Source organism: Agromyces sp. G08B096 (assembly GCF_040267705.1).
Taxonomy (GTDB): Bacteria; Actinomycetota; Actinomycetes; order Actinomycetales; family Microbacteriaceae; genus Agromyces.
In genome coordinates, this window is the sequence record NZ_CP158374.1 from 2,964,279 (window position 1) to 2,990,352 (window position 26,074).

The window sequence follows — 26,074 nt, forward strand, 5'->3', positions numbered from 1 at the left end:
CTTCCCAGCTCGATACGCTCGAATCGATCTCGCAGTCGCACTCCTCGCCCCGACCGGAAGGCCCGCACGTGAGCGCCGCCCCTCGCCAGACCGACTCCGCCAAGCCGCTGACGACGAAGCAGCAGCGCGCCGCCGAACGTGAGCGCAAGCTCGCCGAGTTCAAGAAGCGCGAGGCGAAGGCCAAGCGCAACCGGCGCATCGGCATCATCGCGGGCGTGGTCGCGGCCGTCGCCGTGATCGGCGTGCTCATCGCGTCGATCGTGCTCGCGCCGAAACCCGCGAGCTACAGCGCCGGCGGGTCCGGCGCCGAGATCGAGGGTGTCGAGACCTTCGACAACCCCGCCGGACACGTGCAGGGCGCCGTCGACTACGAGCAAACCCCTCCTGCCGGGGGCGAGCACAACCCGGCCTGGCTGAACTGCGGCGTCTACACCGAGCCGGTGCCGAACGAGAACGCCGTCCACTCGCTCGAGCACGGCGCGATCTGGGTGACCTACGACCCCGAGCTCCCGGCGGCCGACCTCGACGCGCTGAAGGCGAAGCTGCCGTCGACGTACGTGGTGCTCTCGCCCTTCGAGGGGCTGCCGTCGCCGGTGGTCCTGAGCGGCTGGAACGTGCAGCTCCAGCTCGATGAGGCCGACGACCCCCGCGTCTCGGAGTTCTTCGAGGAGTACTGGAAGAGCGACCTCGTGCCCGAGCCGGGCGCGCTCTGCACGGGCGGGGTCGACGCGCCCGGCAAGGCGTGACCGAGGAGCCCGCCGGCTCCCCCGCGGCCGATGCGCCAGCGGGGCGCCGGCCGGCGAGGCTCGCGGCGATCGTCGCGGGCGCGATCGCGCTCGTCGTCGTCGCCGTCGTCGCGTTCTCGTTCGGCCGGCTGTCGACCCTCGCGGAGCCCACGCCCGGCGACCGCAGCGCGGACGCGGGCTTCTCCCGCGACATGCAGGTCCACCACCTCCAAGGCGTGGAGTTGGCGATGATCGTCCGCGACCGCACCGACGACGAGGACGTGCGCCGGCTCGCGTACGACATCGCCACCACGCAGGCCCAGCAGGCCGGGCAGATGTACGGCTGGCTCGAGCAGTGGCGGCTCTCGCAGGCCGGATCCGAGCCGTCGATGACGTGGATGACCCGGCCGGCCGACGACGGCTCGGGCGGGCACCCGCACGACGGGGCGTCGGGTGAGGCGCACCGGCCGGGCGACCCGATGCCGGGGCTCGCGACGCCCGAGCAGATCGACGAGCTGCGCGCCGCGAGCGGCGTCGATGCCGAGCGGATCTTCCTCGAGCTGATGATCGCCCACCACCAGGGCGCGGTCGACATGGCGCAGGCGGCCCTCGACCGCGCAGACTCGCAGGTGGTGCTGCGCCTCGCGCGGTCGATCGTCGACAGTCAGCGCTCGGAGATCGACCTCATGCAGGACATGCTCGCCGCTCGCGCCTGACGCCGGCGACGCGGCGCCCGGCCGCTCCCCGCCTCTGCGGCACTACGCCACCGGCACCTCGGGCTGGTCGGCCTGCTCGCGAGCGAGCGACGCGTACACGCCGCCGGCCGCGATGAGCTCGGCGTGGGTGCCGTGCTCGACCACGCGGCCCTCGACGATGACGAAGATGACGTCGGCCGACACGACGGTGGAGAGCCGGTGGGCGATCGCGATGGTCGTCCGCCCGCGCGCGGCGTCGTCGAGCGCCTGCTGCACGACCCGCTCGGAGATGGTGTCGAGTGCGCTCGTCGCCTCGTCGAGCACGAGCACGGGCGGGTCCTTCAGCAGCACCCGCGCGATCGCGATGCGCTGCTTCTCGCCGCCCGACAAGCGGTACCCCCGCTCGCCGACGACGGTGTCGTACCCGTCGGGGAAGCTCGCGATCGTCTCGTGGATGTTCGCCGCCCGGGCCGCGGCCTCGAGCTCGTCGTCCGTGGCATCCGGTTTCGCGTAGCGCAGGTTCTCGGCGATGGTCGCGTGGAAGAGGTAGGTCTCCTGGCTCACGATGCCGATGTGCGAGATGAGCGACTCCTGCCGCAGCTCCCGCACGTCGACGCCCGCGAACCGCACGGAGCCGCCGGATGCCTCGTAGAGCCGCGGCACCAGGTACGACACGGTCGTCTTGCCGGCCCCCGAGGGACCGACGAACGCGGCGTACTCCCCCGGCCGGATCGTGAACGAGACGTCGTCGAGGGTCGGCCGGGCGTCGTCCGCGGCATCCGGATACCGGAACGAGACGTGCTCGAACTCGACCTTGCCCAGCTCGCCGTCGGCGGGCACGTCGCGGGCTCCCGGGGCGTCGGTGATGGCCGGCCGCAGGTCGAGGTACTCGAAGATGCGCGCGAACAGCGCGCTCGAGGTCTGCAGGTCGAGCGCGACCCGCATGAGGCCCATCAGCGGGAAGAGGAGGCGCGCCTGCACGGTCGTGAACGCGACGATCGTGCCAGCCGTGACGTCGGCCATGCCGCCCGTGATGAGCCAGCCCGAGACGAGGTACACGATCGCGGGGATGGAGGACATGAAGATGTTCACCATCGCGAAGAACCACTGGCCCGTCATCTGCTGCTTCACCTGCAGCCGGATCTGGTTCCGGTTCTCGTCCGCGTAGCGGTCGATCTCGCTCTGCTGCCTTGTGAAGCTCTTCGACAGCAGGATGCCCGACACGCTCAGCGTCTCCTGCGTGATCGCGGTCATCTCCGACAGCGACTCCTGCGTCTTCGCCGCCACCCGCGCCCGCACCTGGCCGACCCGGCGCTGCGCGATCACCATCACCGGCAGCAGCACGATGGCGATGAGCGTCAGCTGCCAGTTGAGCAGCAGCATCGCCACGAACGCCGAGATCACCGTCACGGTGTTGCCGAGCACGCTCGAGACCGTGTTGGTGAGCACGGATGCCACGCCGCCGACGTCGTTCTGCAGCCGCGACTGGATGACGCCGGTCTTCGTGCGGGTGAAGAAGCTCAGCTCCATCGCCTGCAGGTGCGTGAACAGCCGGACCCGCAGCGCCCCCATGACCTTGTTGCCGACGGTCGCGGTGAGCCAGGTCTGCCACACCCCGAGGAGGGCCGAGACGACGAACACCGCGATCATGAGGGCCACGAGGCCCGCGAGCACCGGCAGGTTCGGCGCGGATGCCTCGCCGTCGGCGCCGATCGGGAAGAGCCCGTCGTCGAACGCCCGCTGGGTGAGCAGCGGCGGCACGACGCTCAGCGCGGCGCCGATGAGGACGAGCACGACGGTCGTGGCGAGCGCCGCACGGTGGGGCCGGAACAGCCCGCCGATGCGGCGCACGAGGTGCGGGATGTCCGGCGCGTCGGCGTTCTCGGCGCGCTGCGCCGCCTCGTCGGCGTTCGAGATGCGCGTGCGGGGCTTGCCCATGCGACCGGACTGCCCGCCGGGGGCCGACGCGTGCATGCTCATGGCTTCACCCTACGCCGGGGCCGCCGCCCACCCGGCTGCGCGGGCGGGCCGGAGCAGACGGATGCCGCGGGCCCCTACCCGCGGCATCCGCTCCCCCTGCCCGCTCGGGCTAGCCCTTCGTCGACCCCGCCAGGAGGCCGCGCACGAAGTAGCGCTGCAGACTGAAGAACACGATCAACGGGATGATCATCGAGATGAACGCCGCAGCGGTGAGCCGCTGCCAGTCCTGACCTCTGGTGCCGACCATCTCCGCCAATCGCTGGGTCAGCGGTGCCACGTCCTGCGTGCCGCCCGAGAAGATCAGCGCGACGAGCAGATCGTTCCAGACCCAGATGAACTGGAAGATCGCGAACGAGGCGATGGCAGGCGTCGCGAGCGGGAGCACGATGCGGAAGAAGATCTGCCCGTGCGTCGCGCCGTCGACTCGGGCGGCCTCGATGACGTCGCTCGGGATCTCCGAGATGAAGTTGTGCAGCAGGAAGATCGCGAGCGGCAGGCCGAACATCGCGTGCGCGAGCCACACCGGCGCGTAGTTCTGCTCGGGGATGATCGGCACGACGTCGTGCAGCCACGCCTGCATCGGGCGCAGCCAGGTCGAGAAGATCTGCAGCAGCGGCACGAGGGCCATCTGCAGCGGGATGATCTGCAGCGCGAACACGAGCACGAACAGCGCGTTCGCACCCTTGAACTTGATCCACGCGAACGCGTACGCCGCCATCGACGCGAACACCAGCGGGATGAGAGTGCCGAGCAGCGCGATGGCGATCGAGTTGACGATGTACGCGCCGAGCTGCGGCGACGACGAGGACGTCGACAGCAGCACATCGGCGTAGTTGTCGAGCGTGAAGCCCCAGTTCTGGAAGATGGTCCACCAGCCGGTCTCGCGGATCAGCTCGGCGGGCCGGAACGAGGAGATGAACAGGCCGAACGTGGGGATGGTCCACACGACGGCGATGATCAGCGACACGATCGTCGCGGTGCGGGAGGTGAGGCGCTGCTTCACCCGGCCGGTCTTGGTGCCGACGACGTCCTGCAGGGCGGTGGTCTCCGCGGCGGTCTCGAGCGAGCCGCGGTCCTTCCCGATCGGGAGGTCGGCGGGGGCGACGCTGCTCATCGGATCTCCCTCTGCTTGCGAAGCACGTTGATGTTGTAGATCACGATCGGCAGCACCAGCACGAACAGGATCAGCGCGAGCGCCGAGCCTCGACCGACCTCGCTGGCGCGGAACGCCTGCGTGTACATCTCGTTGGCGATGACCGACGTGTTGAAGTTGCCGGCCGTCATCGTGCGGACGATGTCGAAGACCTTGAGCGTCGCGATCGAGATGGTCGTGAGGACGACCACGAGCGAGCCGCGGATGCCCGGCACGGTGACGTTCACGAACCGCTGCCAGGCGTTGGTGCCGTCGAGCTGGGCCGCCTCGATCTGCTCGGTCGGCACGCCCTTGATGGCGGCGCTCAGCAGCACCATCGCGAAGCCCGTCTGGATCCAGATCATGACGACGATGAGCAGGAACGTGTTGATCGGGTCGGTCTGCATCCACTGCACGGGTTCGCCGCCGAAGGCGACGACGATCGCGTTCAGCAGGCCGATCTGCTCGCGGTCGCCCGAACGGTACTCGTACACGAACCGCCAGATCACGCCCGCGCCGACGAACGAGATGGCGATGGGCATGAACAGGATGACCTTGTAGAACTTCTCGCCGCGCGAGCGGTCGATGAACACCGCGTACGCGAGGCCGATGATGGTCGAGATCGTCGGCACGAACAGCACCCAGATGATCGTGTTGATCAGCGTGCGGATGGCGGTCGGCTGCGTGAACGTCCAGATGAAGTTGTCGAGCGTCCAATTGCCGGAGTTGTCTTGGAAGGCCAGCAGGCTCGTCCGGATCGCCGGGTAGATCAGGCCGATGATGAGGAAGATGAGCGCCGGTGCGAGGAAGCCGGCCAGCTGCCAGTAGTCGCGCCCCTTCTTGGGCGCCTTGTCGATGAAGAAGATGAGGAGGCCGACGACGGCAGCGAAGATCGCGAGCCCCATCACCACCTGCAGGATCTTGCCGAGCAGATCGGCCGTGGTCATCGTGCCTCCCGGGTTTCGTCGTTGAAGGTGCCGAGGGGCGGGGTCCGGAAACCCCGCCCCTCGATCATGCCGCGCCGCGCGGATGCGCGCGACCCGACTCGCGGTGCGCTAGCTGGTGGGCCAGCTGGCCTCGATGGTGTCCACGACCTCCTGCGTGCTGGAGCCGCTCACCCACGACACGATGCCCTTCCAGAAGGAGTCGGCGCCGACGGCGCCCGGCATCAGGTCGGAGCCGTCGAACCGGAACGTGGTCTCGGGGTCCTGCAGGATCTCGATGGACTGCACGAGCAGCTCGCTCGACGCGTTCTCGGGGTCGACGCCCGTGTTGGCGCTGATCACGCCGCCGAGGCTGACGCGGTTGTTCGCCCAGGTGTCGCTCGACAGGTAGGCGCGGACCGCCTCGACCTCTTCGGCGTCGCGGAACGCGACCGGGAACTCGCCACCACCCGTGACGGCCTGCGGGTCGTCGGCGTTGGCCGGCGGGAGCAGGAAGCCGAACACGTCGCCGTCGGAGGCGACCTTCACGTCGTCGCCGCCCTCGGGGTTCCAGAAGGTCTCGTAGAACGACGCCTGGTGGTGCAGCGAGCACTCGCCGTCGATGATCGGCAGACCCGCGGTCTGGAACGCCTCGGTCACGAGGGTCGACACGTCGCCGATACCGCCGTTGACCATGTCGTCGCTCTTCAGGTACTCGCCGACCGCGTCGAACGCCGCGACGATCTGCGGGTCGTTGAACGGGATCTCGTGCGTGACCCACTGGTCGTAGACCTCGGGGCCCGAGAGGCGGAGCACGTAGTCCTCGATCCAGTCGGTGCCCGGCCAGCCGGTCGCGTCGCCGGACTCGAGGCCGACGCACCAGGGCTTGTGCTCGCCCTCGGCCGCGATGGTCTCGCTGAGCTCCTTCAGCTCGTCGAGCGTCTTCGGGATCTCGTAGCCCTTCTCCTCGAACTCGGCCGGGGAGTACCAGACGTAGCCCTTGATGCTCGCCATGAGCGGGGCGGCGTAGAAGGTGCCGTCGTAGGTGCCGTACTGCTTCCAGTCCTCCGACCAGAACTCGTCGACGTTGGCCTCGACCGCCTCGGACGCCGGGATGAGCCAGCCGCCCTGGGCGAGACGGGCCAGGAGGCCCGGCTGCGGGACGATGCCGATGTCGGGCGCGTTGCCGCCCTCGGCGAGCACCGCGATCTGCGCCTCGAACTCGCTTGAGCCCTGGTAGTCGATGGTGATGCCGGTGCAGTTCTCGAAGTCGGACCACGACTCGACGAGGCGGTCGGCCTCGAGGTCGAGGATGGTGCCGCCGATCGTGACCTCGGCGCCGTCGAACGTGCCGTAGTCCTCGTAGGGGCCGCAGTCGACGTCGCCGGCCTCCTGGTCAGCGATGTCGCCGGTGCAGCCGGTGAGTGCCAGGCCGACGGCGGCGGCCGCCGCGGCGGGGACCAACCACCGGCGATGCCGTGTGAGTCTCATGTCGTCTCCTCGTTGAGTGTGGTGCAAGGGCGAGGCCCGACCACGAGGCCGGAACCGTTTCCAGCGTCCACGGTAGGACACTCGCGGCGCTCGGCACAAGGTGGCTCCGGTCACGATCGGGCCACCATCTCCGGTTCTTGCGACCATTGCGATGAGAGCGCGATCACGCGCCCGTGGGGATGCCACGCCACGATGGCACGGCTCGGGTGGAACCGGTTCCACCACGGGGCATCCTGCGGCTATGCTCGGCTGCGGAACAGCCCGACGGAGGGAGGCCCGTGATGGCCGCGATCGGCGATGTCGCGCGTCTCGCCGGCGTCTCCAAGGCGACCGCGTCGCGGGCGCTGTCGGGCCGCGGCCACGTCGCGCCCGACACCAGGGAGCGCGTCGAGCGGGCGGCCGCCGAGATCGGCTACATCGCCTCGCCCGATGCGGCGAGCCTCGTCACCGGCCGGACGAAGAACGTCGGCGTGGTCATCCCGTTCGTGAACCGCTGGTTCTTCGGCGAGGTGCTCGAGGGCGTCGAGCGGGCACTGCTCGCCGCGGGGTACGACCTCACCCTGTACAACCTCTCGCCCGGCGGTCCCGAGCGCGCGCGGGTGTTCGACTTCTTCCTCGCCCGGAAACGGGTCGACGCCGTGCTCGCGGTCGGCGTCGACCTGTCGTCGCACGAGGTGGACGCCCTCGACCGCCGCGACAAGCCGCTCGTGCTCCTCGGCGGCAGCGGTGCGGGCGCCGCCCGGCTCGCGGTCGACGACCGGGCCATCGGCCAGCTCGCCACCGAGCACCTGCTGCACCTCGGGCACACCCGCATCTCCCACCTCGCCGGTCACGGCGCGGCGACCTCGCCGGAGAGCGTGCCGGGCCTTCGCCGCCGCGGGTTCCTCGAGGCGATGTCGGCCGCCGGCCTCACCCCGGGCGGCCGCGCCCACATCGTCGAGACCGACATGTCGCTGCCGGGCGGCTACACGGCCGGGCTCCAGCTGCTCGGCCACCCCGGGCGGCGGCCGACGGCCGTGTTCGCCGCCTCCGACGAACTGGCGTTCGGGCTCATGCGCGCCGCCGAGCGGCTCGGGATCGCGATCCCGGGCGAGCTGTCGGTGATCGGCGTCGACGGACACGAGTACGCCGAGCTGTTCGGCCTGACGAGCATCGAGCAGGAGCCCGGCGAGCAGGGCCGGCTCGCGGTCGAGGTGGTGCTGCGCCTGCTCGGCGAGGGCGTCGCGGCGGATCCGCTGCCCGACTCGGGCGCGCCGCTGCCGACGCGGCTGGTTGTGCGGTCGAGCACGACGAGCGCGCCGCGCTGAGCGGGCGACCGGTCCCCCTCGGCCGCACCCGCCCTCACCGGCCCTCGCCGGCCCGCGCCGGCCCTCGCCGGCCCTAGGCGGCGTCGCCGACCAGGATCGCCTCCGCCTCCCCGGACTCGTCGAGCTCCTCCGCGTCGGCGTCGGCCCGAGCGAGCGCCTTCCCGCTCGCCACCACGATGATCGCGGCGATCGCCACGGAGGCGGCGCCCGCCCAGTACGGCGCCTCGGGCGAGAGCAGCTTCGCGAGCTCCGTGGCCGCGGGCGGCGCGATCGCGCCGCCGATGAAGCGGACACCCGAGTATGCGCCGGATGCGACGACTCGCGGCAGGTCGGTCGCGCCCATGACGCACTCGGTGAGCACGGTGTTCAGCACGCCGAGCACGAGCCCGCCGACGACGATGAGCACGACGAGCGCCGTGACGTTCTCGATGAACACGGCGCAGAGCGCCAGGTCCACCGCGAGCAGCGGCAGCGCGACCCACAGCACGCGCGAGCGCCGGACCCGCGCGGTGAGCCACGGAGCCACGAAGACGGAGGTGACGGCGAGCCCGACGCCCCAGCCGAAGAACGTCAGACCGAGCCCCCACACGTCGAACATGAGCACGAACGGCGAGTAGGCGAGGAGCACGAAGAAGCCGATGTTGTAGAACAGGGCCGCAAGGGCCAGCACGAGCAGCGTCGGGTTGCCGAGCGCGCGGATGGAGGCGCTGAGCCTCGTCGGCTCACGATCGGCGGAGTCGTCCTTCTGCAGCAGCACGACGATGGCGATGAAGGCGAACGCCATGAGCGCGGCCGTGCCGAAGAAGGGGCCGCGCCAGCTCACGTTGCCGAGCGCGGCGCCCACGAGCGGGCCGATCGCGATGCCGAGCCCGAGCGCCGCCTCGTAGAGCACGATGGCCGCGCCGGTTCCGCCGGAGGCGGCGCCCACGATCGTCGCCAGCGCGGTCGAGATGAAGAACGCGTTGCCGAGGCCCCATCCGGCGCGGAACCCGATGATCGCCTCGACGTCGTTGGAGAGCCCGGCGGCCGCGGCGAACACGATGATCAGGCCGAGACCGATGAGCAGGGTCTTCTTCGGGCCGATGCGGCTCGAGACGAAGCTCGTGATGAACATCGCGAGGCCGGTGACCGCCAGGTAGGCGGTGAACAGCATCTCGGCCTCGGTCGGCGTCGCGTCGAGGCTCTCGGCGATGGCGGGCAGGATCGGATCGACGAGGCCGATGCCCATGAACGAGATCACGCTCGCGAAGGCGACGGCCCAGACGGCCTTCGGCTGCTTCAGGATCGAGGCGGATGCGCCGTGCGATGTGCCGTGGCTCACGCGACGTCTCCCTTCTGCGCGGCACGATCCGCGCGTTCGAGTCGGGTGCGGATGAGGTCGACGGCGCTCGCGAGGGTGTCGCGCTCGGCGTCGTCGAGGTGGGCGAAGTACGGCGTCATGGCGGCCGAGAGCTCGACGCGCCAGGCGTCGAGGGCGGCGATGCCGCGTGGGTCGGCCGAGATGAGCCAGGCGCGGGCGTCGCCGGCGTCGGCGACGCGGCGGATCCAGCCTCGCTCGTCGAGCGTCTGGACGAGTTTGGTCATCGTGGGCTGGGCGACCCGGCTCACCCGGGCGAGCTCGCCGAGCCGCATGGGCCCGAGGTCGCGGAGGACACTGATGGTGCGCCAGACCGCCGGCGACTCGGCGTTGCCCGTCGCGGCGGCCGCGAGGCGGGTGAGGCGATGGTTGACGGAGACGAGTCCGCCGATGAGTTCGGCGAGCTCGGCGTGCTGGGCGGAGGCGTCGGGTCCGGGCATCCCTCGATTATATAGCCAAGCTATGGATGCCTCGCCCCGGCGGACCGACTCCTGCCATCGCGCGCCCGCGGTAGCCAGAAAGCCCTTTCTCGTACGACGGCCGATACGTCGAGGCGAATCCCGGAAAACGGTTGCGCGTCACGGCAAGACTGGGGTAGAAACGTCGTCAGCTGCTGAGATAGCGCTTTCTCAGCCGGTGATCAACGACGATGACTGGAGCATCCGTGCACGACACGAATCCCCGCCGCGGCCCCCGCCGCGCCTCCCCGGGAGCGCCGACGTGAGCGCGCTCGGGGAGCTCAGGAGCCTGAAGGGCCAGGGCGCCGCGAAACAGCGGAAGCAGAACCGCGCCGCCTTCCTGTTCCTCCTGCCGTGGTTCGTGGGCCTCGGCCTGGTCACGATCGGCCCGATGGTCGCCTCGCTCGCGCTGTCGTTCACGCGGTACAACCTGCTCAGCCCGCCCAGGTTCAACGGCTTCGCCAACTTCGCGCGGATGCTCGAGGACGAACGGCTGCACCAGGCGCTGCTGGTCACCTTCCAGTACGTGTTCATCTCCGTCCCGCTCCAGCTGGCGCTCGCCCTCCTCCTCGCCGTCGCGCTCGACCGGGGCCTGCGCGGCCTCGCGTTCTACCGCTCGGCGTTCTACCTGCCGTCGCTGCTCGGCGCGAGCGTCGCGATCGCCATCCTCTGGCGGCAGATCTTCGGCGTTGACGGGCTCATCAACGTCGTCCTCGGCTGGTTCGGCATCGTAGGCCAGGGCTGGATCTCGAACCCCGAGACCGCGCTCGGCACGCTGATGGTGCTGAACGTCTGGACCTTCGGCTCCCCCATGGTGATCTTCCTCGCCGGGCTTCGGCAGATCCCCGCGATGTACTACGAGGCGGCCTCGGTCGACGGCGCCAACCGGCGGCAGCAGTTCTGGCGCATCACCATGCCGATGCTGACGCCGATCATCTTCTTCAACCTCATCCTGCAGATCATCGGCTCGTTCCAGTCGTTCACCCAGGCGTTCATCGTCTCGGGCGGCACCGGCGGGCCCGTCGACTCCACGCTCTTCTACACGCTGTACCTCTACCAGCGCGGCTTCGCGAACCTCGACATGGGCTACGCCTCGGCGATGGCCTGGCTGCTGCTCGTGATCATCGCCGCATTCACGGCCGTCAACTTCTGGGCCTCGAAGTATTGGGTGTTCTACGATGACCAAGACTGACCCCGCGATCGACCTCGCCCCGCCCACGGAGTCGGTCGTCGCCGGCATCCCGCCCGAGACGGTGCGCGATCGCCGACGCCGGCGCTCGGCCCTTCGCCGGCCGTTCTCGAGCCTGCTGCGCCATGCGATCCTGATCGCCGCCGCCGCGCTCATGCTCTACCCGGTGATCTGGATGGTCGTGAGCTCGCTCCGGCCCAACGAGCTGATCTTCCGCGAGGCCGGCATCATCTTCGACAGCTTCGAGATCTCGAACTACGTCGACGGCTGGAACGCCCTCAGCTACCCGTTCAACGTCTACCTGGTGAACTCCGGACTCGTCGTCCTCGGCTCGATCATCGGCAATCTCGTCTCGTGCTCACTCGCGGCCTACGCGTTCGCGCGGCTCGAGTTCACCGGCAAGCGGTTCTGGTTCGCGATCATGCTGCTGACGATCATGCTGCCGATCCACGTCATCATCGTCCCGCAGTACGTCATGTTCTCCCAGTTGGGCTGGGTCAACACGTTCCTGCCGCTCATCGTGCCGAAGCTGCTCGCCACCGATGCGTTCTTCATCTTCCTGATGGTGCAGTTCATCCGCGGCATCCCGCGCGAGCTCGACGAGGCGGCGCGCATCGACGGGGCGGGGCATCCGCGGATCTTCCTGCAGATCATCCTGCCGCTCATGGTGCCCGCGCTCGCGACCACGACGATCTTCACGTTCATCTGGACCTGGAACGACTTCTTCAGCCAGCTCATCTACCTGACCAAGCCGAGCCTCTACACCGTGCCGCTCGCGCTGAACGCGTTCCAGGACGCGCAGAGCGCGACCGACTTCGGCGAGATGTTCGCCATGAGCGTCGTCTCGCTCATCCCGATCTTCCTGATCTTCCTCTTCGGCCAGCGGTTCCTCATCAAGGGCATCGCCACGACGGGGATCAAGTGACCGGCCCCCGGTCGCACCCTCACCCGCACCACCGCACCGCGCCCGCCACGCGGGCACCGCAGCCCGCCAGCCGGGCCGCGCACCACCCCACGCACCACCCGACAGCAAGGAAGGAACCGACCATGCGAGGCATCACACGACGCCGTGCCGGGGTCGTCGCCGCCATCGGCGCCGCGACGCTCGTCCTCACGGCGTGCGCCGGCAACGACGCCGGCGGCGAGGAGCCCGAGCTCGTGCTCTCCGACGAACCCGTCACCCTCTCGTTCACCTGGTGGGGCAACGACACCCGCCACGCGATCACCGAAGAGCTCATCGCGGCCTTCGAGGAGGAGCATCCGAACATCACCATCGAGCCGCAGTACACCGACTGGGCCGGATACTGGGACAAGCTGTCGACCTCGGTCGCCGCCGGAGACATCCCCGACCTCATCCAGATGGACGAGAAGCAGCTCTCGACCTACGCGGCCAACGGCGTACTCATGGACCTCGGCGAGCTCGGCGGGTCGCTGCCGACCGACGACTTCCCCGAGGCCGTGCTCGGCACCGGTGCGCTCGACGGCACCCAGTACGGCATCCCCGTCGGCATCAACTCGTACACGATCATCGCCAACGAGGACCTGCTCACGCAGTACGGCGTCGAGCTTCCCGACGACGAGACGTGGACGTGGGACGACTTCATCGCCACCGCGGAGGAGGTGGCCGCCGCCTCCGGCGGCGCGGTCGTCGGCACCCAGTCGTGGGGCTTCGAGGACGGCGGGCTGAACAACTGGCTCCGCCAGCACGGCGAGTCGCTCTTCTCGGCCGACGAGGCCGAGGTCGCCGCGAGCGAGGACGCGCTCGCGAGCTGGTGGCAGCTCCTGCTCGACGCGACCGAGGCGGGCGCGACGCCCGACCCGGCGGCCACCATCGAACGCGAGTCCGGCGGACTGGCCGAGTCGTTCACCGCGACGAACCAGTCGGCGTTCGGGCCGTGGTGGTCCAACCAGGTGCAGGCGCTCCGCGACGCCAGCGGGCAGGACCTCGTCGCCCTGCGCGTGCCCGCCACCGACGACGCCGAGGACGGCTGGGCGTACTACAAGCCGTCGATGTTCTGGTCGGCGTCGGCCAAGACCGAGCACGCGGCGGAGGTCGCGGCGTTCCTCGACTTCCTCGCCAACAGCGAGGAGGCCGCCGACCTGCTGCTCGCCGAGCGCGGCGTGCCGGCCAACGAGAAGATCCGCGAGTACATCACGCCGAAGCTCGACGAGGTCAACCAGACCGTCGTCGCCTTCCTCGACGACCTCGCACCCGAGGTGGGCGACGCCCCGCCCGCGACCCCGCCCGGCGGCGGCGCGATCGAGGCGATCATCGACCAGCACACCCAGAAGGTGCTGTTCGGCGAGCTCACCCCGGAGCAGGCGGCCACGAGCTTCATCGAGGAGCTCCAGCGCGCACTCGACGACGCCGCCATCTGACCCACCCCACGTGGGCGGCACGCGCCGCCCGCCCGACGGTTCCTCCCGGACCGTCTCACCCGGAGCGGCTGCCGCGACTGCCTGCGCGGCAGCCGCTCCACCTTCCCCCGGACGCGTAGCGTCGAATCATCACACCCAGACCGGAGGTCCACGTGCCGAACCCGCCGCAGCGGCAGGTCACCATCGCCCAGGTGGCCGAGTACGCGGGCGTCTCGCAGGCGTCGGTGTCGCGAGTGCTCAACCGGAACCAGAAGGTCGACCCGGCGATCTCGGCCAAGGTGCTCGACGCGATCGACAAGCTCAACTACTCGCCGAGCCAGATGGCGCGCAACCTCGTCCGCGGGCGGAGCAACACGGTCGCGCTCGTGGTGCCCGACCTCGAGAACCCGATGTTCCAGGGGGTGCTGAAGGGCCTCAGCCGCGAGGCGGCGCGCGACGGCTACCGCGTGCTCGTGGCCGACACGGCCGAGCGCGTCGCCGACGAGGAGGAGATCGCGGTCGAGGCGCGATCGCGCTGCGACGCCCTCGTGCTCGTCTCGCCCCGGATGCCGGCCGAGCGCCTCGAAGCCCTCCTCTCCCGGTCCGGCCCCATCGTCGTGGTGAACCGCCCGGTCGCGAGCGACCCCGCCGCCGAACTCTCGGTCGACTACGAGCATGCGGCCCGCACGCTCGGCGAGCACCTCATCTCGCTCGGCCACACCCGCCTCGCGTACCTCGCCGGCCCCCCGCAGTCCTACGCCGACGGGCTGCGCCGGCGCGGCCTCGCCGAGCTCGTCGCGCGCCACCCCGACGTCGAGGTGCAGGACATCGCGGGCGGGTCGCAGGTGGAGGACGGCTACCGCGCCGCCGAGGACGTCCTCTCCTCCGGCGCCACCGCGGTCGTCGGCTTCAACGACCTCATCGCCCTCGGCCTGCTCGCCCGCCTCCGCGAGCTCGGCGTCGACGTGCCCGGCGAGCTATCGGTGACGGGTATCGACGACGTGCCGCTCGCCCGCTTCGCCGCTCCCCCGCTCACGACCATGTCGGTGCCGCGCCTCGAGCTCGGCGCCCAGTCGTGGCGACGGCTCCGCGACGCCATGGCCGGCGAGCCGGCGACGCATCCGCTCTCCTACCGCGCCATCCTCGAGGTGCGCGGCAGCACCGGCCCGGCGCCCGAGGCCTCCGGGTGGCTCTCGCCCGGCCGCCCCGTGCTGCGACTCGGCGACCGCATCGTCGCCCGGTACGAGGAGGGGACAGCGATCGACGCGGTCCTGTCTCCGCGCCCGTTCCTGCACCCGGTCGAGACGCTCGGCGGCGTCCGCGTCACCGACGTGCACCCCACCGACCACCTCCACCACTTCGGCATCGGCGTCGCCCTGCCCGACGTGAACGGCACGTCGTACTGGGGCGGACGCACCTACGTCCAGGGTGTCGGCTCGGTCATGCTCGAGAACCAGGGCAGGCAGCGCCGCGACGACCTCGTCGCCGACGGCGACACCCTCACCGAGCGGCTCACCTGGATCGACGAACGCGAGGTCGCCCAGCTCAGCGAGGTGCGCACCATCCGCGGCCGCGCCGTGCGCCTCGGCGAGCGCGACGCGTGGTCGCTCGGCTGGCGGAGCGTGCTGACGGCGAACTTCGGGGCGCTGGAGCTCGGCTCGCCCGCGACGAACGGACGGGAGGGCGCCGGCTACGGCGGCCTGTTCTGGCGCTTCCCCAGATGGGAAGCGACGGTCACCACGGCCGACGGCAGCGGCGAGCAGGCCGCCCACGGGTCGCGCTCGCCCTGGCTCGCGGTCACGGATGCCTCGCGCCGGGTCACCGTGCTCCTGCTGCAGCCGGCCGGGGCCGAGCCGCTGCCGTGGTTCGCCCGCGTCGCCGAGTACCTCGGCATCGGGCCGGCGGTCGCGTGGGACGAGGTCGTGCACGTCGACGAGGGCGGCACGCTCGAGCTCGGCATCGACGCGCTCCTCGTCGACCGGGCGATCACCGACCCGGTCGAGCTCGCCGACCTGGCCGCCGCCCACGCCTCGGCCTGGCGGGCCGGGCCGACGCCGCGACCTGCGCCGAAGGCATGACGCGCGACCTGCCCCGCATCGGCGTCGCGGGCATCCACGGACACGGTGCGACGCACGTGCGCGCCGCGCTCGAGCTCGCCCGGGCCGGACGCGCCGAGCTCGTCGCGCTCGCCGACCCCCGGCCCGTGGCCGCCGACGCGGTGCCCGGTGCCCGGCTGTTCGACGACGCCTCGCGGATGATCGAGGACGGCGGGCTCGACATCGTCGTGCTCTCCACGCCGATGCACACCCATCTCCCCCTCGCGCTGGCCGCCCTCGAGGCCGGCGCGCACGTCCTGCTCGAGAAGCCGCCGACGCCGACGCTCGCGGACTTCCACGGGCTGCTCGCCGCAGCCGAGGCCGCCGGACGTGCGGTGCAGGTGGGCTTCCAGAGCCTCGGCTCGTCCGCGATCCCCGCCGTGCGGAGACTCATCGACGAGGGCGCCGTGGGCGAGGTCCGCCGGTTCGGTGCGCTGGGCACGTGGCTGCGCAGCGAGGCGTACTGGACGAGGGCGGCCTGGGCCGGTCGACGGGAGCTCGACGGCCGGCCCGTCGTCGACGGTGCGGTGACCAATCCCCTCGCGCACGCGGTCGCGACGGCACTCGCGGTCGCCGGAGCCCACGGCGAGGACGACGTCGCGGACGTCCGGCTCGACCTGCACCGCGCGAACCGGATCGAGGCGGATGACACGTCCTCGTTCGTGGCCGCACTCGCCGACCGGCCTCCGCTCGCCGCAGCGCTCAGCCTGACCGCGCCCCGCCGCAGCGAACCCTGCGTCATCGTCGACGGCACCGACGGCCGGATCATGCTCTGGTACACGCTCGACCTCGTGCAGGTGCAGCACGCGGGATCCGCGCTGCCGAACACCACCGCGCACGAACGGACCGGCCTGCTCGACAACCTCGTGGACCACGTCTCGTCGGGAGCCGACCTCCTGGTCCCGCTGTCGTCGACGGGGGCGTTCATGCGCATCCTCGAGGCGGTGCGCACCGCCCCCGACCCCACGCCGCTCGACCCCGCGTACGTCGAACGCCGCATCGACGACGAGGGCGCTCACCTCGTCGTCGACGACATCGAGGCCTGGAGCGAGCGGGTCGTGCTCGAGGGCGCGACGTTCTCCGAGCTCGGCGCGCCGTGGGCGCGCGTCAGCGAGCGCTGACGGCGCTGCGGAGCACGAGATCCGCGAACCGCTCCCCCATGAGGCGCTGCACATCCGGCCCCGGATGGAGGTTGTCGGGCAGCGGCATGCGTCTCGCATCGTCGGCGCCGTAGAGCCGGAGGCCCGAGAGCAGCTGCAGATTCGGGTCCGTCTGCTGCCGCCGTGCCACGATCTCCGCGAGCGCACGCCGGATGACGCCCAGCGAGAGCTTGCCCGCGGCGACGTCGGCCTCGGAGCCGCCCGCGATCGACCATTCCTCCGAGCGTTCCGGGTCCTGCACGGTCGGCCCGGCGGCGGTCTCGACCGGTCCGCACCAGATGGGCGACACCACCAGGATCGGCGTGGACGGGTGCCCCTCGCGGATGGTGTCGAGGAAGCCGTCGACGGCGGGACGGAATGCGCGCATGCGCATCACGTCGCCGTTCACGAGATTGATGCCGACCTTGAGGCTGATGAGGTCGGCCGGCAGGTCGCGCATCGTGCGGGCGGTGAACGGATCGAGCATCGCGTTGCCCGAGAAGGCGAGATTGGTGAGGCTCGCCCCGGCGGCGAGCGCGGCCACCACTGGCCAGGTCCCCGTCGTCGTCTCCGCGCGGTACCCGTGGCTGATCGAGCTGCCATGATGCATCCAGCGGAACCCGGGGTCGGGCGCAGGCGGCCCGACGGGCGCATTCGCGCGGAGTGCGACCACCTCCACGGCGTCGGTGAAGGGCAGCCACAGCTCGAGCTCGCGGTCCTCCGCCGGCAGCCCGCTGAAGCGCACCACGGTCTCCGGGCCGTCGACCACGCGCCCCGCGGGGTCCGCGAACGAGAAGACGTAGCGCGCGCCGGCGGCCGCGGCCGCCGACGCGATCAGGTGGCCGCCCGCGGTGAGCTCGTACATCCCGGCCGGGATCTCGCATCGCTCGTCGGGCACCATCCTCCGCGCCCGCACGACGAGCTCGAGCTCGGTCGCCGCGGTCCGGAACGCGAGCCTGACCCCGGCCGACTCAGCGGACGTCTGCACCATGAACCGGTCGGGCACCTGCGCCCTCGCCCAGGCCGGGAGCCGGTGCGGGCACAGGCCGTGCCCCGTGGTCTCGACTTCGGCGGCGCCGCGCACCTCGACCAGGCCGAGCGGCACGTCCGCGAGACCGGGCGGCGCCTCGGGCGGCGGCATGTCCGGCACCACCTGCCTCATCCGGCGGTCGCGTCGAGGAGGCGCCCGTCGGCATGCACGTCGACGAGACGGTCGCCGACCCGCAGACCGTGCAGCACCGCCTCCGGGTCGAGGCGGGCGACGCATCCCGACGCGGAGACCGTGCCGTCGACTCCGGCTCCTACCCCGAACAGCGACTCGATCACGAGCGCCACGTAGGCGCCGGCCGACGAGCACGCCCAGTCGTTGATGTACGGCAGCTGCGGCGGGGCCTTCCGGGCGCCGCCGTTCACCGGCGGCTCGGCCTCCTCCACGAAGTGCGCCTGACCGGGAGGACCCTGATTCGCCGTCCGGGCGAGGCCGGGCAGCCAGTCGAGGGCGACTTCCGGCGCACCCAGCGCCACGAGCGACCGGGCGGCGTCGGCGGGCCAGGCGGGGTACGCGCCGTTCCACTGGTGGTCGGGGCGGATGCTGTACGCGGCGTCCGGGTCCCATGGCGACAGGGCGCGCATCCAGGTCGGCGTCTGCAGCTCGTTCCGGAAGAACGCGACCATCTCCCGCCGAGTCGACTCGTCGAGATCGGCGGCGACCGTCGTCCCGACGACGTTGAAGTCGTAGCAGTGCCGTACCGGCAGCCTGCTGCCGTCGGGCTGCCCCGCGGCGAAGACCCCCTCGCCGGGCACATACAGCTCGAGCACCGCGCCGACGAGTTCGTCGGCCGATTGGCGCAGCCGCGCCGCCTCCGCCTCCTCGCCCCGGACGGCGAGCACATCGGCGCTGGTGCGCAGGTTCCACACGTTCGCCGCGTTCAAGCTCGCCACCTCGTGGGTGTACGAGCTCACGCACTCGAGCAGGTTGTCGATCTCGCCGTAATCCGCGAGGGCCGAATCGCGGCGCAGCCCTTCCCAGGCGCGCGCCCAGAATCGGAGGTGATCGACGACGCGGCGGCCGTCGGCCTGCACCTCGTCGAGCCAGGCCGTGTCGCCGGTGAAGCGCACGTAATCGTGCACCAGCCTGGTCATGGCGTAGTCGTTCACGGAGTACCAGCGGCCGACCGGTCCGCCGGTGAGCGACGACGTGCCGAAGTGGCGGTGGGTGTCGCTGTCGATCCAGTGGCTCAGCTGGCGTCGCATCGGCTCGGGGTCGAGCAGCGCGTGGGCGATGGAGCTCAGGCTGAAGTCCCAGATGAACGTGGTCGTCGACCAGTAACTGGGCATGAGGGTGTCGTAGCTTCGGCCGAGCACGTTGCCGGCGTAGTCGCGTCGGAACCAGACCACGCCCAGCACGCCCCACCAGTAGAGGCGGCGCAGCGCCTCCGAGTTCGTCTCCAGCACCGGCAGATGACCCGAGAACTCGTCGTTCCCGGGGGTGAATGCCGCCTCGAGCCGGGTGTTCCAGGCCAGCTCGGATGCGGCGACGGCGGCCGGCACATCGACGGCGACCGCATCGTACTCGGCGATCGCCGCGTCGCGGGACGCGGCCGTCGCATGCACGTATCCGAACCGCGCGCTCCCCCCGGCCGGCACGTCGAGCTCGACCGTCACGTCGCCACCGCGCCCCGTACCGCCGATCCCCACCTCGTACTCCTCGGCCGCTGGGGCCACGCCGCTCACCCTCGCCGTCGCCGGCGTGTCGACCCCCTGCACGCTCCAGGCCGATCCGTCGGGGGCGCCGAACACCAGCCGGCTCCCATCGGCCTCGACGTCGTTGCGCGCACTCGGCGACTCCGCGGACAGCCAGGCCTCGCCGCTGACGACGACGCGGGCGCTGAGGGCGAGTCCCACACGCACCGAGCGGTCGGAGCCGCCCGTGTTCCGCACCCGCACGTCGATGGCGACCGCCGTGCGTCCGGGCACGCACACGGTGACCGTCTCGAGCTCGAGACCGGGCAGCACGGCCCGCCTGACGACTCGGTCCGGCCGCCACTCGTGCGTGATCGGCGCGCCGAACGACTGCAGGATCCGGCCGTCGACGAAGCACACGGCCGTGGCAGCGAGTCCCTGCGAGACCGGCGGGAAGGTCACGGCCGCGACGGCCGTCAGATCGTGCTCGACCCGCGCGGTGCCGAGATGGTTGGTGAGGCCCGACGGCGCGATCAGATCGTCGTAGTGGTGGGTGATCGGATCGGCCGCCAGGTCGTCGACGGTAGGGATGAGATCGGGACGGGGCATCCGTGCTCCATTCATGCCGCGCGGGCGGCGAGATCAGTACTGGCCGAGCGCGAGGCCGCGCGCGAAGAACTTCTGGGTGAAGAGGAACAGCACGACGGTCGGCAGCGACACGAGGACGCCGGCGGCGAGCACGGTCGACATCTGGGCGCCGCCGTACGTCGACTGCATGCCCGACAGGGTCGTCACGATCGGTCGCACGTCGTCCGACTGGCTGAGGGTGAGGCCGAGCAGCAGGTCGTTCCAGATGAAGGTGGCCTGCAGGATGAAGATCGCCACCAGTGCGCTCGCCGCCATCGGCAGGTAGACGCGCGAGAAGATCCGCCAGGTCGTCGCGCCGTCGAGTACGGCGGCCTCGAACACGCTGTGCGCGATGCCGGTGAAGAAGTTGCGCATCACGAACGCCGAGAACGGAATGGAGATCGCGGTGTACACGATGATCATGCCGAGTTGGGTGTCGAACAGGCCGACGCGGGAGTACGCATCGAACAGCGGCAGCAGCACCATCTGCAGCGGGAAGACCGTGCCGCCGAAGATCACGACGAACCAGGCGAAGCCGTGCTTCAGCCGCAGCGCCACGATCGCGAAGCCGGCGGCGGCGCCAACGAGTACGGCGATCGCGGGCGACACGATCGCGTAGACGAGTGTGCTCAGCACGCTGTCGCCGAGCCCCGAGAGCCGCATCGCCTCGGCGATGTTCGAGAACAGGGAGAAGTCGGTCGGGATCCACGACTCGGTCGTCGTGAACGTCAGCGGGGACTTCGCCGCGTTGACGAGGAGCAGGTAGACGGGCACCAGCCACAGCGCGCCGAGGACGACGAGGATGCCGGTGCGGAGGATTCGGGTCATGTCAGAGCTCATGCTTCTTCGACAGCTGCTCGCGCAGGTACAGGATGGCGGCCAGCAGCGTGACGATCGTGAGGAACACGGCGATCGCGGAGCCGAGCCCGTAGTCGCTGTTCACGAACGTCTCCTTGTACATCGTGAGGGCGAGCGTCTCGGAGGCCCGGCCAGGACCGCCTTTCGTCATGCCCTGCACGATGTCGAACGTCTTCAGGCTCGCGACGATCGAGAGTCCGACGACCACCGCGGTCAGGGGGCGGAGCATCGGCCAGAGGATACTGCCGAACAGCCGGAATCCGCGCGCACCGTCCACCCGGGCCGCCTCGAGCGGCTCCTTCGGGATCGACTGCAGCCCGATCGTGAACAGCAGCGCGTTCACGCCGACGCCCTGCCACGCGGCCGCGACGATCATCACGACCGTGTTGAGCGGTGCGTCGACGAGCCATCGTGGCGTATCCGTGATGCCGAACGCGGCGAGCGCCTGGTCGAGCGCGCCGTTGCTGGAGAGGATGAACGACCAGATCAGGCCGACCCCGATGCCGGAGAGGGCGTACGGGATGAGGAACGGCAGCCGCAGCCAGACGCCGCCCGCGAGGTTCCAGGTGAGCAGCGCGATGCCGAGTCCGATGCCGACGGGGATGAGCAGGGTGCCGACGACCCACAGCAGCGTGTTGCCGAGCGAGCCCAGGAACGCCGGGTCGTCGAACATGTCGCCGTAGTTGTCGAAGCCGACCCAGTCAGGATCGCCGAGCCCGTTGTACTCGGTGAAGCTGAGGAACGTCGTCCACAGCAGCGGCAGGTAGAGCAGCACCGCGACCAGCAGCACGCCCGGGGAGATGAATCCCAGCGCGGACCAGCGGTATGGCGTCTTCCGTCGGGCCGGGCCGCCCGCGGGCTCGGTGAGCCCGCGGGCGGTCCGCTCGCGTTCGGGCGTCTGAAGGACGGCCATGCGGCGTTACTCCTGGTCTGCCCAGTATTTGTCGGCCTCGGCTTGGATGGTTTCGAGGAACGGCACGGGGTCGGACGGGTTGGCGTTGAACGCGCCGAACTGCTCGATGGCGACGGTCACGATCGGGGTGGGGAACGCCTCGAAGAAGCGGGTGAACAGCAGGTGCTGGCCGTCGGCGACGGTGGTGCCCAGCTCGGCGAGCATGGGGTCGGCGACCTCCGCCTTCGGGTTGAATGCGACGTCGCCCCGTGCGGCGTTCCACGCGGTCTGGGCGTCGGCCGACATCCACCACGCGGAGTATGCCAGGCCGAGGTCGCGCTGCTTGGAGCTCTCGGCCACGCAGAGCGGCCCGGACTCGACGGCCACGGGCGTCTGCTCCAGGTCGGGATTCACCGCGGGGATGACGAACATGCCGTAGTCCTCACCCGAGACCATGCCCGCGCCGTCGAGCGAGCCGTTGAAGAACGACCCGAAGTTGATCATCGCGTAGTCGCCCTGCTTCAGGCCGACGGCGGGGTCGACGGTGCTGCCCGCGTCGGAGAACCAGCCGGCCTCCTGCTCCTCGAGCCACACGTTCATGATGTCGACGACCTCGGGATCGGTGAACTTCGCCTCGCCGGTGGCGAGCGCGTTGTAGAGGTCGGGGTCTGTGCCGGCGACGAGCTGCTGGAACCACTGGAAGGTGAAGAGCGTGCTCGTCTGGTAGTACGGCGTGATGCCCGCCGACTTCAGGGTCGTCGCCGCGGCGTCGAGCTCTTCCCAGGTGGTCGGCACCGCGATGCCCTGCTCCGCGAAGATGTTCTTGTTGTAGTACATCACCCAGTAGGCGATGTTCATCGGCACGCAGTACTGCTTGCCGTCCACCGTGTACGTCTCGCGGAGATCTTCCGTCGCCCAGCCTTCGTCGATCGCCTTCGACCAGATGTCGGTCGTCTCGGCGATGAGGCCTTCGTCCACGAGCTCGGTGAGCGAGCTGCCGGTGTGCCAGGTGAACAGGCCCGGGCTCTTCTGCGTGCGGAACGACTGCTTGATGAAGGCGTCGTACTGATTCGCGTCCGAGTAGCCCGTGGTGTTGAGCGTGATGTCGACGTCGGCCTCGCTCGTCTCGTTGAGCTCGTCGAAGTCGGGCTCCCACGCGGCCTTGTCGGTGTAGAAGTCGAGCGTGCCGGTCGTCGCGCCGTCGCCTCCTCCGCCACCGCCGCCCGCCGAGCAGGCGGCGAGCAGCATGGATGCCGCGGCGAGCGCGATGACGGCTCCGCCGGTCTTGCGTGGTGATCTCACTGGAACTCCCTTGTCCGTTGTGTCGCTGTGTCGGTACTGCGATGGTGCCTATTCAGTTGTCGGTGCTGCGGGTCCCGCGCACGTACGCCTTCACGGTCGCGAAACGTTCGCTTCGCGACTCGGGACTGCGCCGGATGACGTACGGCCCCACCGCCGCGGGGATGATGAAGGTCTCGGCGTAGTGCACCCGGTACGGCGCGAACGCGCCGGTCGGGCTCACCACCTCGACCTCGTCGCCCTCGACGAGGTTCAGCACGTTCACGGTGCCCTCGGTGTCGTGGGCGGCCTCCTCCTCGAACCAGTGCCGTCTGACCTCGATGAACTCGAGCTCGTGCAGGCCGGTGCGCTCCTCGACGAGGCCGGGTTCGCGGCGCAGCTCCTGCACCTGCCCGACGAGGTTCCGCTCGACCCAGTCGGCGTCCCGCTCCCACTGCACGTTCGCCTCGCCGTGATCGAGGTGCACGGGCCGCGGCACGCCGTCGAGCCCGACGCGGCCCCAGTCCCAGAGCTTGAACGTGAAGATGAACGGCGTCGCCGAGATCTCGAGCACCATCGAGTTCGCCCCGGAGCAGTGGATGGTGCCGGCCGGGATCGCGAAGTGGTCGTGCTTCTTCGCCGGGTAGGTGTTCACGTACCGCTCGGCGTCGAACGGGTGCTTGCCATCGGTCGCGGCCCGCAGCGCGGCGAACATCTCGTCGGGGTCGACGCCCGGCTTCACGCCGAGGTAGACCACGGCGTCGTCACCGGCGTCGAGCAGGTAGTAGCTCTCGTCCTGCGTGTAGGCCATGCCGAACGTGTCGCGGATGTAGTCGGTGAGCGGATGCACCTGCAGCGAGAGGTTGCCCCCGCCCATGGTGTCGAGGAAGTCGAACCGGATGGGGAACTCGGCGCCGAAGCGCGCGAAGGTGCGCTCGCCGAGCAGGGCTCTGGGCTGGCTGAGCACGAGGTCCATCGCGGGGATCTCGACGACCCTGCCGCCGGCCTCGAGCAGCAGCGAGTTCTCCTCGGGCACGCAGTCGAAGCACCACGCGTAGTTGCTGGCCGACGGGTCGAGATCGAGCGTGCTCTTCATCCACTGTCCACCCCAGACGCCGGGGTCGAAGAACGGCACGACGCGGAAGGGCGCGGTCGCAGCCTTCCGCAGCGCGCTGCGGAAGGCCTCGCCCGTGACCGCGCCGGCGCCGTCGAGCGCCGCGTTGCCGTCGACGAGGAGGTCGACCCGGTCGAAGAGCGTCCGCTTGTGCCGGTCCGCCGCGCGCCATTCGACGAAGAAGCCGCGCTTGTACTTGCGCAGGGCGTCCTCGTCGCCGTTGCCCGCTCGCCAGTTCGGCGCACCGGCGCGCTGGCGCTGCTGGATCTCCCAGCGCGCGAGATCGACGAGTACGAGGGCGTCGGCGCGGCGCCGTGCCGCGAGGTCGGCGCCCCACCCGACCAGCACGGTCGGCCGCTCGCGGGCCTCGACGCGGTGGGCGAGTCGGTCGAGCCGCTCGGCGTCGTAGAATTCGTCGACCGTGAAGTGGCTCATGACGCCGAACACCCGATCGTCGGTGAGGCTGCGTCCGATGAGCGAATCGATGCTCGCCCGGTCTGCCGCCGCGGCCTCCTCGACGTCGATGACGTCGGCCTCCGGCAGCACGCGCGCGATGCGCTCGGCGATCGCCGCGACATCGCCGCCCGGGTACACATCGACGACGACGAGCGGATGCTCCTCCGCCCGTCGGGTCGCGACCGCCATCGCCGCCCGCCACGCGTCATCGCCGACGAGCACCTCGCTGCCCTCTGGCAGCGGCACGGTCGGCAGCTTCACATAGCTGCTGCGGTCGTCGACGAGGTACTCCTCGAGCGTGCGGTCCGGCCGGTCGTCGGTAGTCATCGGTGTCCTTCGTGTGTCTGAGCGGAAGCGAGGGCGGCCAGGCCTCGGAGCACCGAGGTGGCGGGGTCGTCGGCCGCCACGAGAGGCGGCCGGAACGAGGAGGACCAGAGGTGGGCGTGCACACGATCGCGCAGTCCGGGCAGGATCAGATCCGCGGCCCGCAGCACCCCTCCCGTGACCACGACGACCTCGGGGTCGAACGCGTGGCACAGGGTGACGGCGACGGCCGCCCAGACGTCGAGGAATCGGCTGAGCAGGACGGCGGACTCGGCTTCGTGCGCCGTCTCCACGAGGTCGCGGATGCCGAGCGCGGCACCGCTGGATCGGCGAGCCTCGAGCTCCGGCCCGAGCGCGACGTCGCCGCGGCGCGCCGCCTCGGCCAACGCCCAGGTGCTCGCGACCGCCTCGGCGCAACCGATGTTGCCGCACGGGCAGCGCGGGCCGTCGAGGTCGACGGTGACGTGACCGTTCAGGACGCCGGCGTGCCCGTGCCGCCCGCGGAGCAGACGACCGTCCACGAGGGCGGCGGTGCCGATCCCCGTCCCGAGCGTGAGCAGCACCGCGTCCGCGGCGCCGGAGGCCGCGCCGGAGGCGATCTCCCCGGCCAGCGCCGCCCGTGCATCGTTCTCGACGATCGCGGCGACACCGAATCGCGCCGCGGACCAGGCGCAGAGATCCACGCCGTGCAGGTCGGCGTACTTCCCGTGCGCCGCGACGAGGCGCCGGCCGCCACGGTCGACGACGCCCGGCACGGCGATGCCGACGGCGTCGGCGTCCACGGCCTCCCGACCGCGCAGCGCGTCGACGGCGGCCGCGACTTCGGCGAGGTCGACGCCTCCCGACACCGGCAGCTCGCTCACCGACTCGATGACACCGTCTACGACCAGGCCGAGCTTGACCGAGGTACCGCCGAGGTCGATCGCAACGCTGCGCATGCCGTCCTCCTCGTCGGTCCGAGCGGGCGTCGGTCGCCGACCCGGTTGGTAACGT

21 protein-coding genes are annotated in these 26,074 nt (G+C 70.7%); 8 read left to right on the forward strand and 13 right to left on the reverse strand.

All coding sequences use genetic code 11. The features are described from left to right. Window positions 1-68 precede the first annotated feature (68 nt). Both ABIQ69_RS14190 and ABIQ69_RS14195 read left to right on the forward strand, forming a co-directional pair. Window positions 69-746: a DUF3105 domain-containing protein gene (locus tag ABIQ69_RS14190; RefSeq protein ID WP_350347778.1), complete on the forward strand. Its 678-nt coding sequence runs from the start codon at window positions 69-71 to the stop codon at window positions 744-746. After that, window positions 743-1,441, forward strand: a complete 699-nt coding sequence (locus ABIQ69_RS14195) for a DUF305 domain-containing protein (protein ID WP_350347779.1) — start codon at window positions 743-745, stop codon at window positions 1,439-1,441. Before ABIQ69_RS14190 ends, ABIQ69_RS14195 begins: the two co-directional genes overlap by 4 nt. Before the next feature lie 42 nt (window positions 1,442-1,483). Here ABIQ69_RS14195 and ABIQ69_RS14200 read toward each other — a convergent pair whose 3' ends face one another. From ABIQ69_RS14200 to ABIQ69_RS14215, 4 genes are all read right to left on the reverse strand, one after another. Continuing rightward, window positions 1,484-3,358, reverse strand: coding sequence for an ABC transporter ATP-binding protein (locus tag ABIQ69_RS14200; protein ID WP_350350025.1), 1,875 nt, complete (start codon window positions 3,356-3,358; stop codon window positions 1,484-1,486). 151 nt (window positions 3,359-3,509) lie between these two features. Beyond that, window positions 3,510-4,514 (reverse strand): carbohydrate ABC transporter permease, encoded by a 1,005-nt coding sequence (locus tag ABIQ69_RS14205; protein ID WP_350347780.1) that lies wholly within the window; start codon window positions 4,512-4,514, stop codon window positions 3,510-3,512. Beyond that, the gene (locus tag ABIQ69_RS14210; protein ID WP_350347781.1) at window positions 4,511-5,479 is read right to left on the reverse strand and encodes a sugar ABC transporter permease; all 969 of its coding nucleotides are present in this window, start codon (window positions 5,477-5,479) and stop codon (window positions 4,511-4,513) included. The genes ABIQ69_RS14205 and ABIQ69_RS14210 overlap by 4 nt, the downstream gene beginning before the upstream one ends. A 108-nt stretch (window positions 5,480-5,587) precedes the next feature. Then, window positions 5,588-6,946: an ABC transporter substrate-binding protein gene (locus ABIQ69_RS14215; protein WP_350347782.1), complete on the reverse strand. Its 1,359-nt coding sequence runs from the start codon at window positions 6,944-6,946 to the stop codon at window positions 5,588-5,590. 281 nt (window positions 6,947-7,227) lie between these two features. Here ABIQ69_RS14215 and ABIQ69_RS14220 point away from each other — a divergent pair, with 281 nt between their 5' ends. Further along, the gene (locus ABIQ69_RS14220; protein WP_350347783.1) at window positions 7,228-8,253 is read left to right on the forward strand and encodes a LacI family DNA-binding transcriptional regulator; all 1,026 of its coding nucleotides are present in this window, start codon (window positions 7,228-7,230) and stop codon (window positions 8,251-8,253) included. 73 nt (window positions 8,254-8,326) lie between these two features. Here the strand turns inward: ABIQ69_RS14220 and ABIQ69_RS14225 are convergent, their stop codons facing one another. After that, the gene (locus ABIQ69_RS14225; protein ID WP_350347784.1) at window positions 8,327-9,574 is read right to left on the reverse strand and encodes an MFS transporter; all 1,248 of its coding nucleotides are present in this window, start codon (window positions 9,572-9,574) and stop codon (window positions 8,327-8,329) included. Further along, entirely contained in the window at window positions 9,571-10,050 is a 480-nt protein-coding gene (locus ABIQ69_RS14230; RefSeq protein ID WP_350347785.1) for a MarR family transcriptional regulator, read from the reverse strand. The genes ABIQ69_RS14225 and ABIQ69_RS14230 overlap by 4 nt, the downstream gene beginning before the upstream one ends. A gap of 280 nt (window positions 10,051-10,330) precedes the next feature. Here ABIQ69_RS14230 and ABIQ69_RS14235 point away from each other — a divergent pair, with 280 nt between their 5' ends. The 5 genes from ABIQ69_RS14235 (at window position 10,331) to ABIQ69_RS14255 (ending at window position 16,832) form a co-directional block, all read left to right on the forward strand. Continuing rightward, a complete protein-coding gene (locus ABIQ69_RS14235; protein ID WP_350347786.1) occupies window positions 10,331-11,260 on the forward strand; it encodes a sugar ABC transporter permease in 930 nt (309 codons plus the stop codon). A gap of 151 nt (window positions 11,261-11,411) precedes the next feature. After that, window positions 11,412-12,182 carry a carbohydrate ABC transporter permease gene (locus tag ABIQ69_RS14240; protein WP_350350026.1) on the forward strand — a complete coding sequence of 257 codons (771 nt, stop codon included), beginning with the start codon at window positions 11,412-11,414 and terminating at the stop codon, window positions 12,180-12,182. 122 nt (window positions 12,183-12,304) lie between these two features. Beyond that, entirely contained in the window at window positions 12,305-13,636 is a 1,332-nt protein-coding gene (locus tag ABIQ69_RS14245) for a sugar ABC transporter substrate-binding protein (RefSeq protein ID WP_350347787.1), read from the forward strand. A gap of 152 nt (window positions 13,637-13,788) precedes the next feature. Then, on the forward strand, window positions 13,789-15,693 hold the full coding sequence (locus ABIQ69_RS14250; protein ID WP_350347788.1) for a DUF6807 family protein: 1,905 nt from the start codon (window positions 13,789-13,791) through the stop codon (window positions 15,691-15,693). Next, entirely contained in the window at window positions 15,690-16,832 is a 1,143-nt protein-coding gene (locus tag ABIQ69_RS14255) for a Gfo/Idh/MocA family oxidoreductase (protein ID WP_350347789.1), read from the forward strand. The genes ABIQ69_RS14250 and ABIQ69_RS14255 overlap by 4 nt, the downstream gene beginning before the upstream one ends. On the opposite strand, the gene ABIQ69_RS14260 is transcribed toward ABIQ69_RS14255, so the two are convergent. Genes ABIQ69_RS14260 through ABIQ69_RS14290 form a run of 7 tightly spaced genes read right to left on the reverse strand, consistent with a single transcriptional unit; the run spans window position 16,819 to window position 26,019 of the window. Further along, on the reverse strand, window positions 16,819-17,991 hold the full coding sequence (locus ABIQ69_RS14260) for a lipase (RefSeq protein WP_350350027.1): 1,173 nt from the start codon (window positions 17,989-17,991) through the stop codon (window positions 16,819-16,821). The genes ABIQ69_RS14255 and ABIQ69_RS14260 overlap by 14 nt on opposite strands. A gap of 17 nt (window positions 17,992-18,008) precedes the next feature. Beyond that, on the reverse strand, window positions 18,009-20,141 hold the full coding sequence (locus tag ABIQ69_RS14265) for a hypothetical protein (protein ID WP_350347790.1): 2,133 nt from the start codon (window positions 20,139-20,141) through the stop codon (window positions 18,009-18,011). Window positions 20,142-20,174: 33 nt separating this feature from the next. Next, window positions 20,175-20,987, reverse strand: a complete 813-nt coding sequence (locus tag ABIQ69_RS14270) for a carbohydrate ABC transporter permease (RefSeq protein WP_350347791.1) — start codon at window positions 20,985-20,987, stop codon at window positions 20,175-20,177. A gap of 1 nt (window position 20,988) precedes the next feature. After that, complete coding sequence (locus ABIQ69_RS14275; protein WP_350347792.1) at window positions 20,989-21,930, reverse strand: sugar ABC transporter permease; 942 nt, start codon at window positions 21,928-21,930, stop codon at window positions 20,989-20,991. 6 nt (window positions 21,931-21,936) lie between these two features. Then, window positions 21,937-23,211: an extracellular solute-binding protein gene (locus tag ABIQ69_RS14280; RefSeq protein WP_350347793.1), complete on the reverse strand. Its 1,275-nt coding sequence runs from the start codon at window positions 23,209-23,211 to the stop codon at window positions 21,937-21,939. A gap of 52 nt (window positions 23,212-23,263) precedes the next feature. Continuing rightward, on the reverse strand, window positions 23,264-25,084 hold the full coding sequence (locus ABIQ69_RS14285) for a class I mannose-6-phosphate isomerase (RefSeq protein ID WP_350347794.1): 1,821 nt from the start codon (window positions 25,082-25,084) through the stop codon (window positions 23,264-23,266). Then, window positions 25,081-26,019, reverse strand: coding sequence for an ROK family protein (locus ABIQ69_RS14290; protein WP_350347795.1), 939 nt, complete (start codon window positions 26,017-26,019; stop codon window positions 25,081-25,083). The genes ABIQ69_RS14285 and ABIQ69_RS14290 overlap by 4 nt, the downstream gene beginning before the upstream one ends. Between the last annotated feature and the right edge of the window lie 55 nt (window positions 26,020-26,074).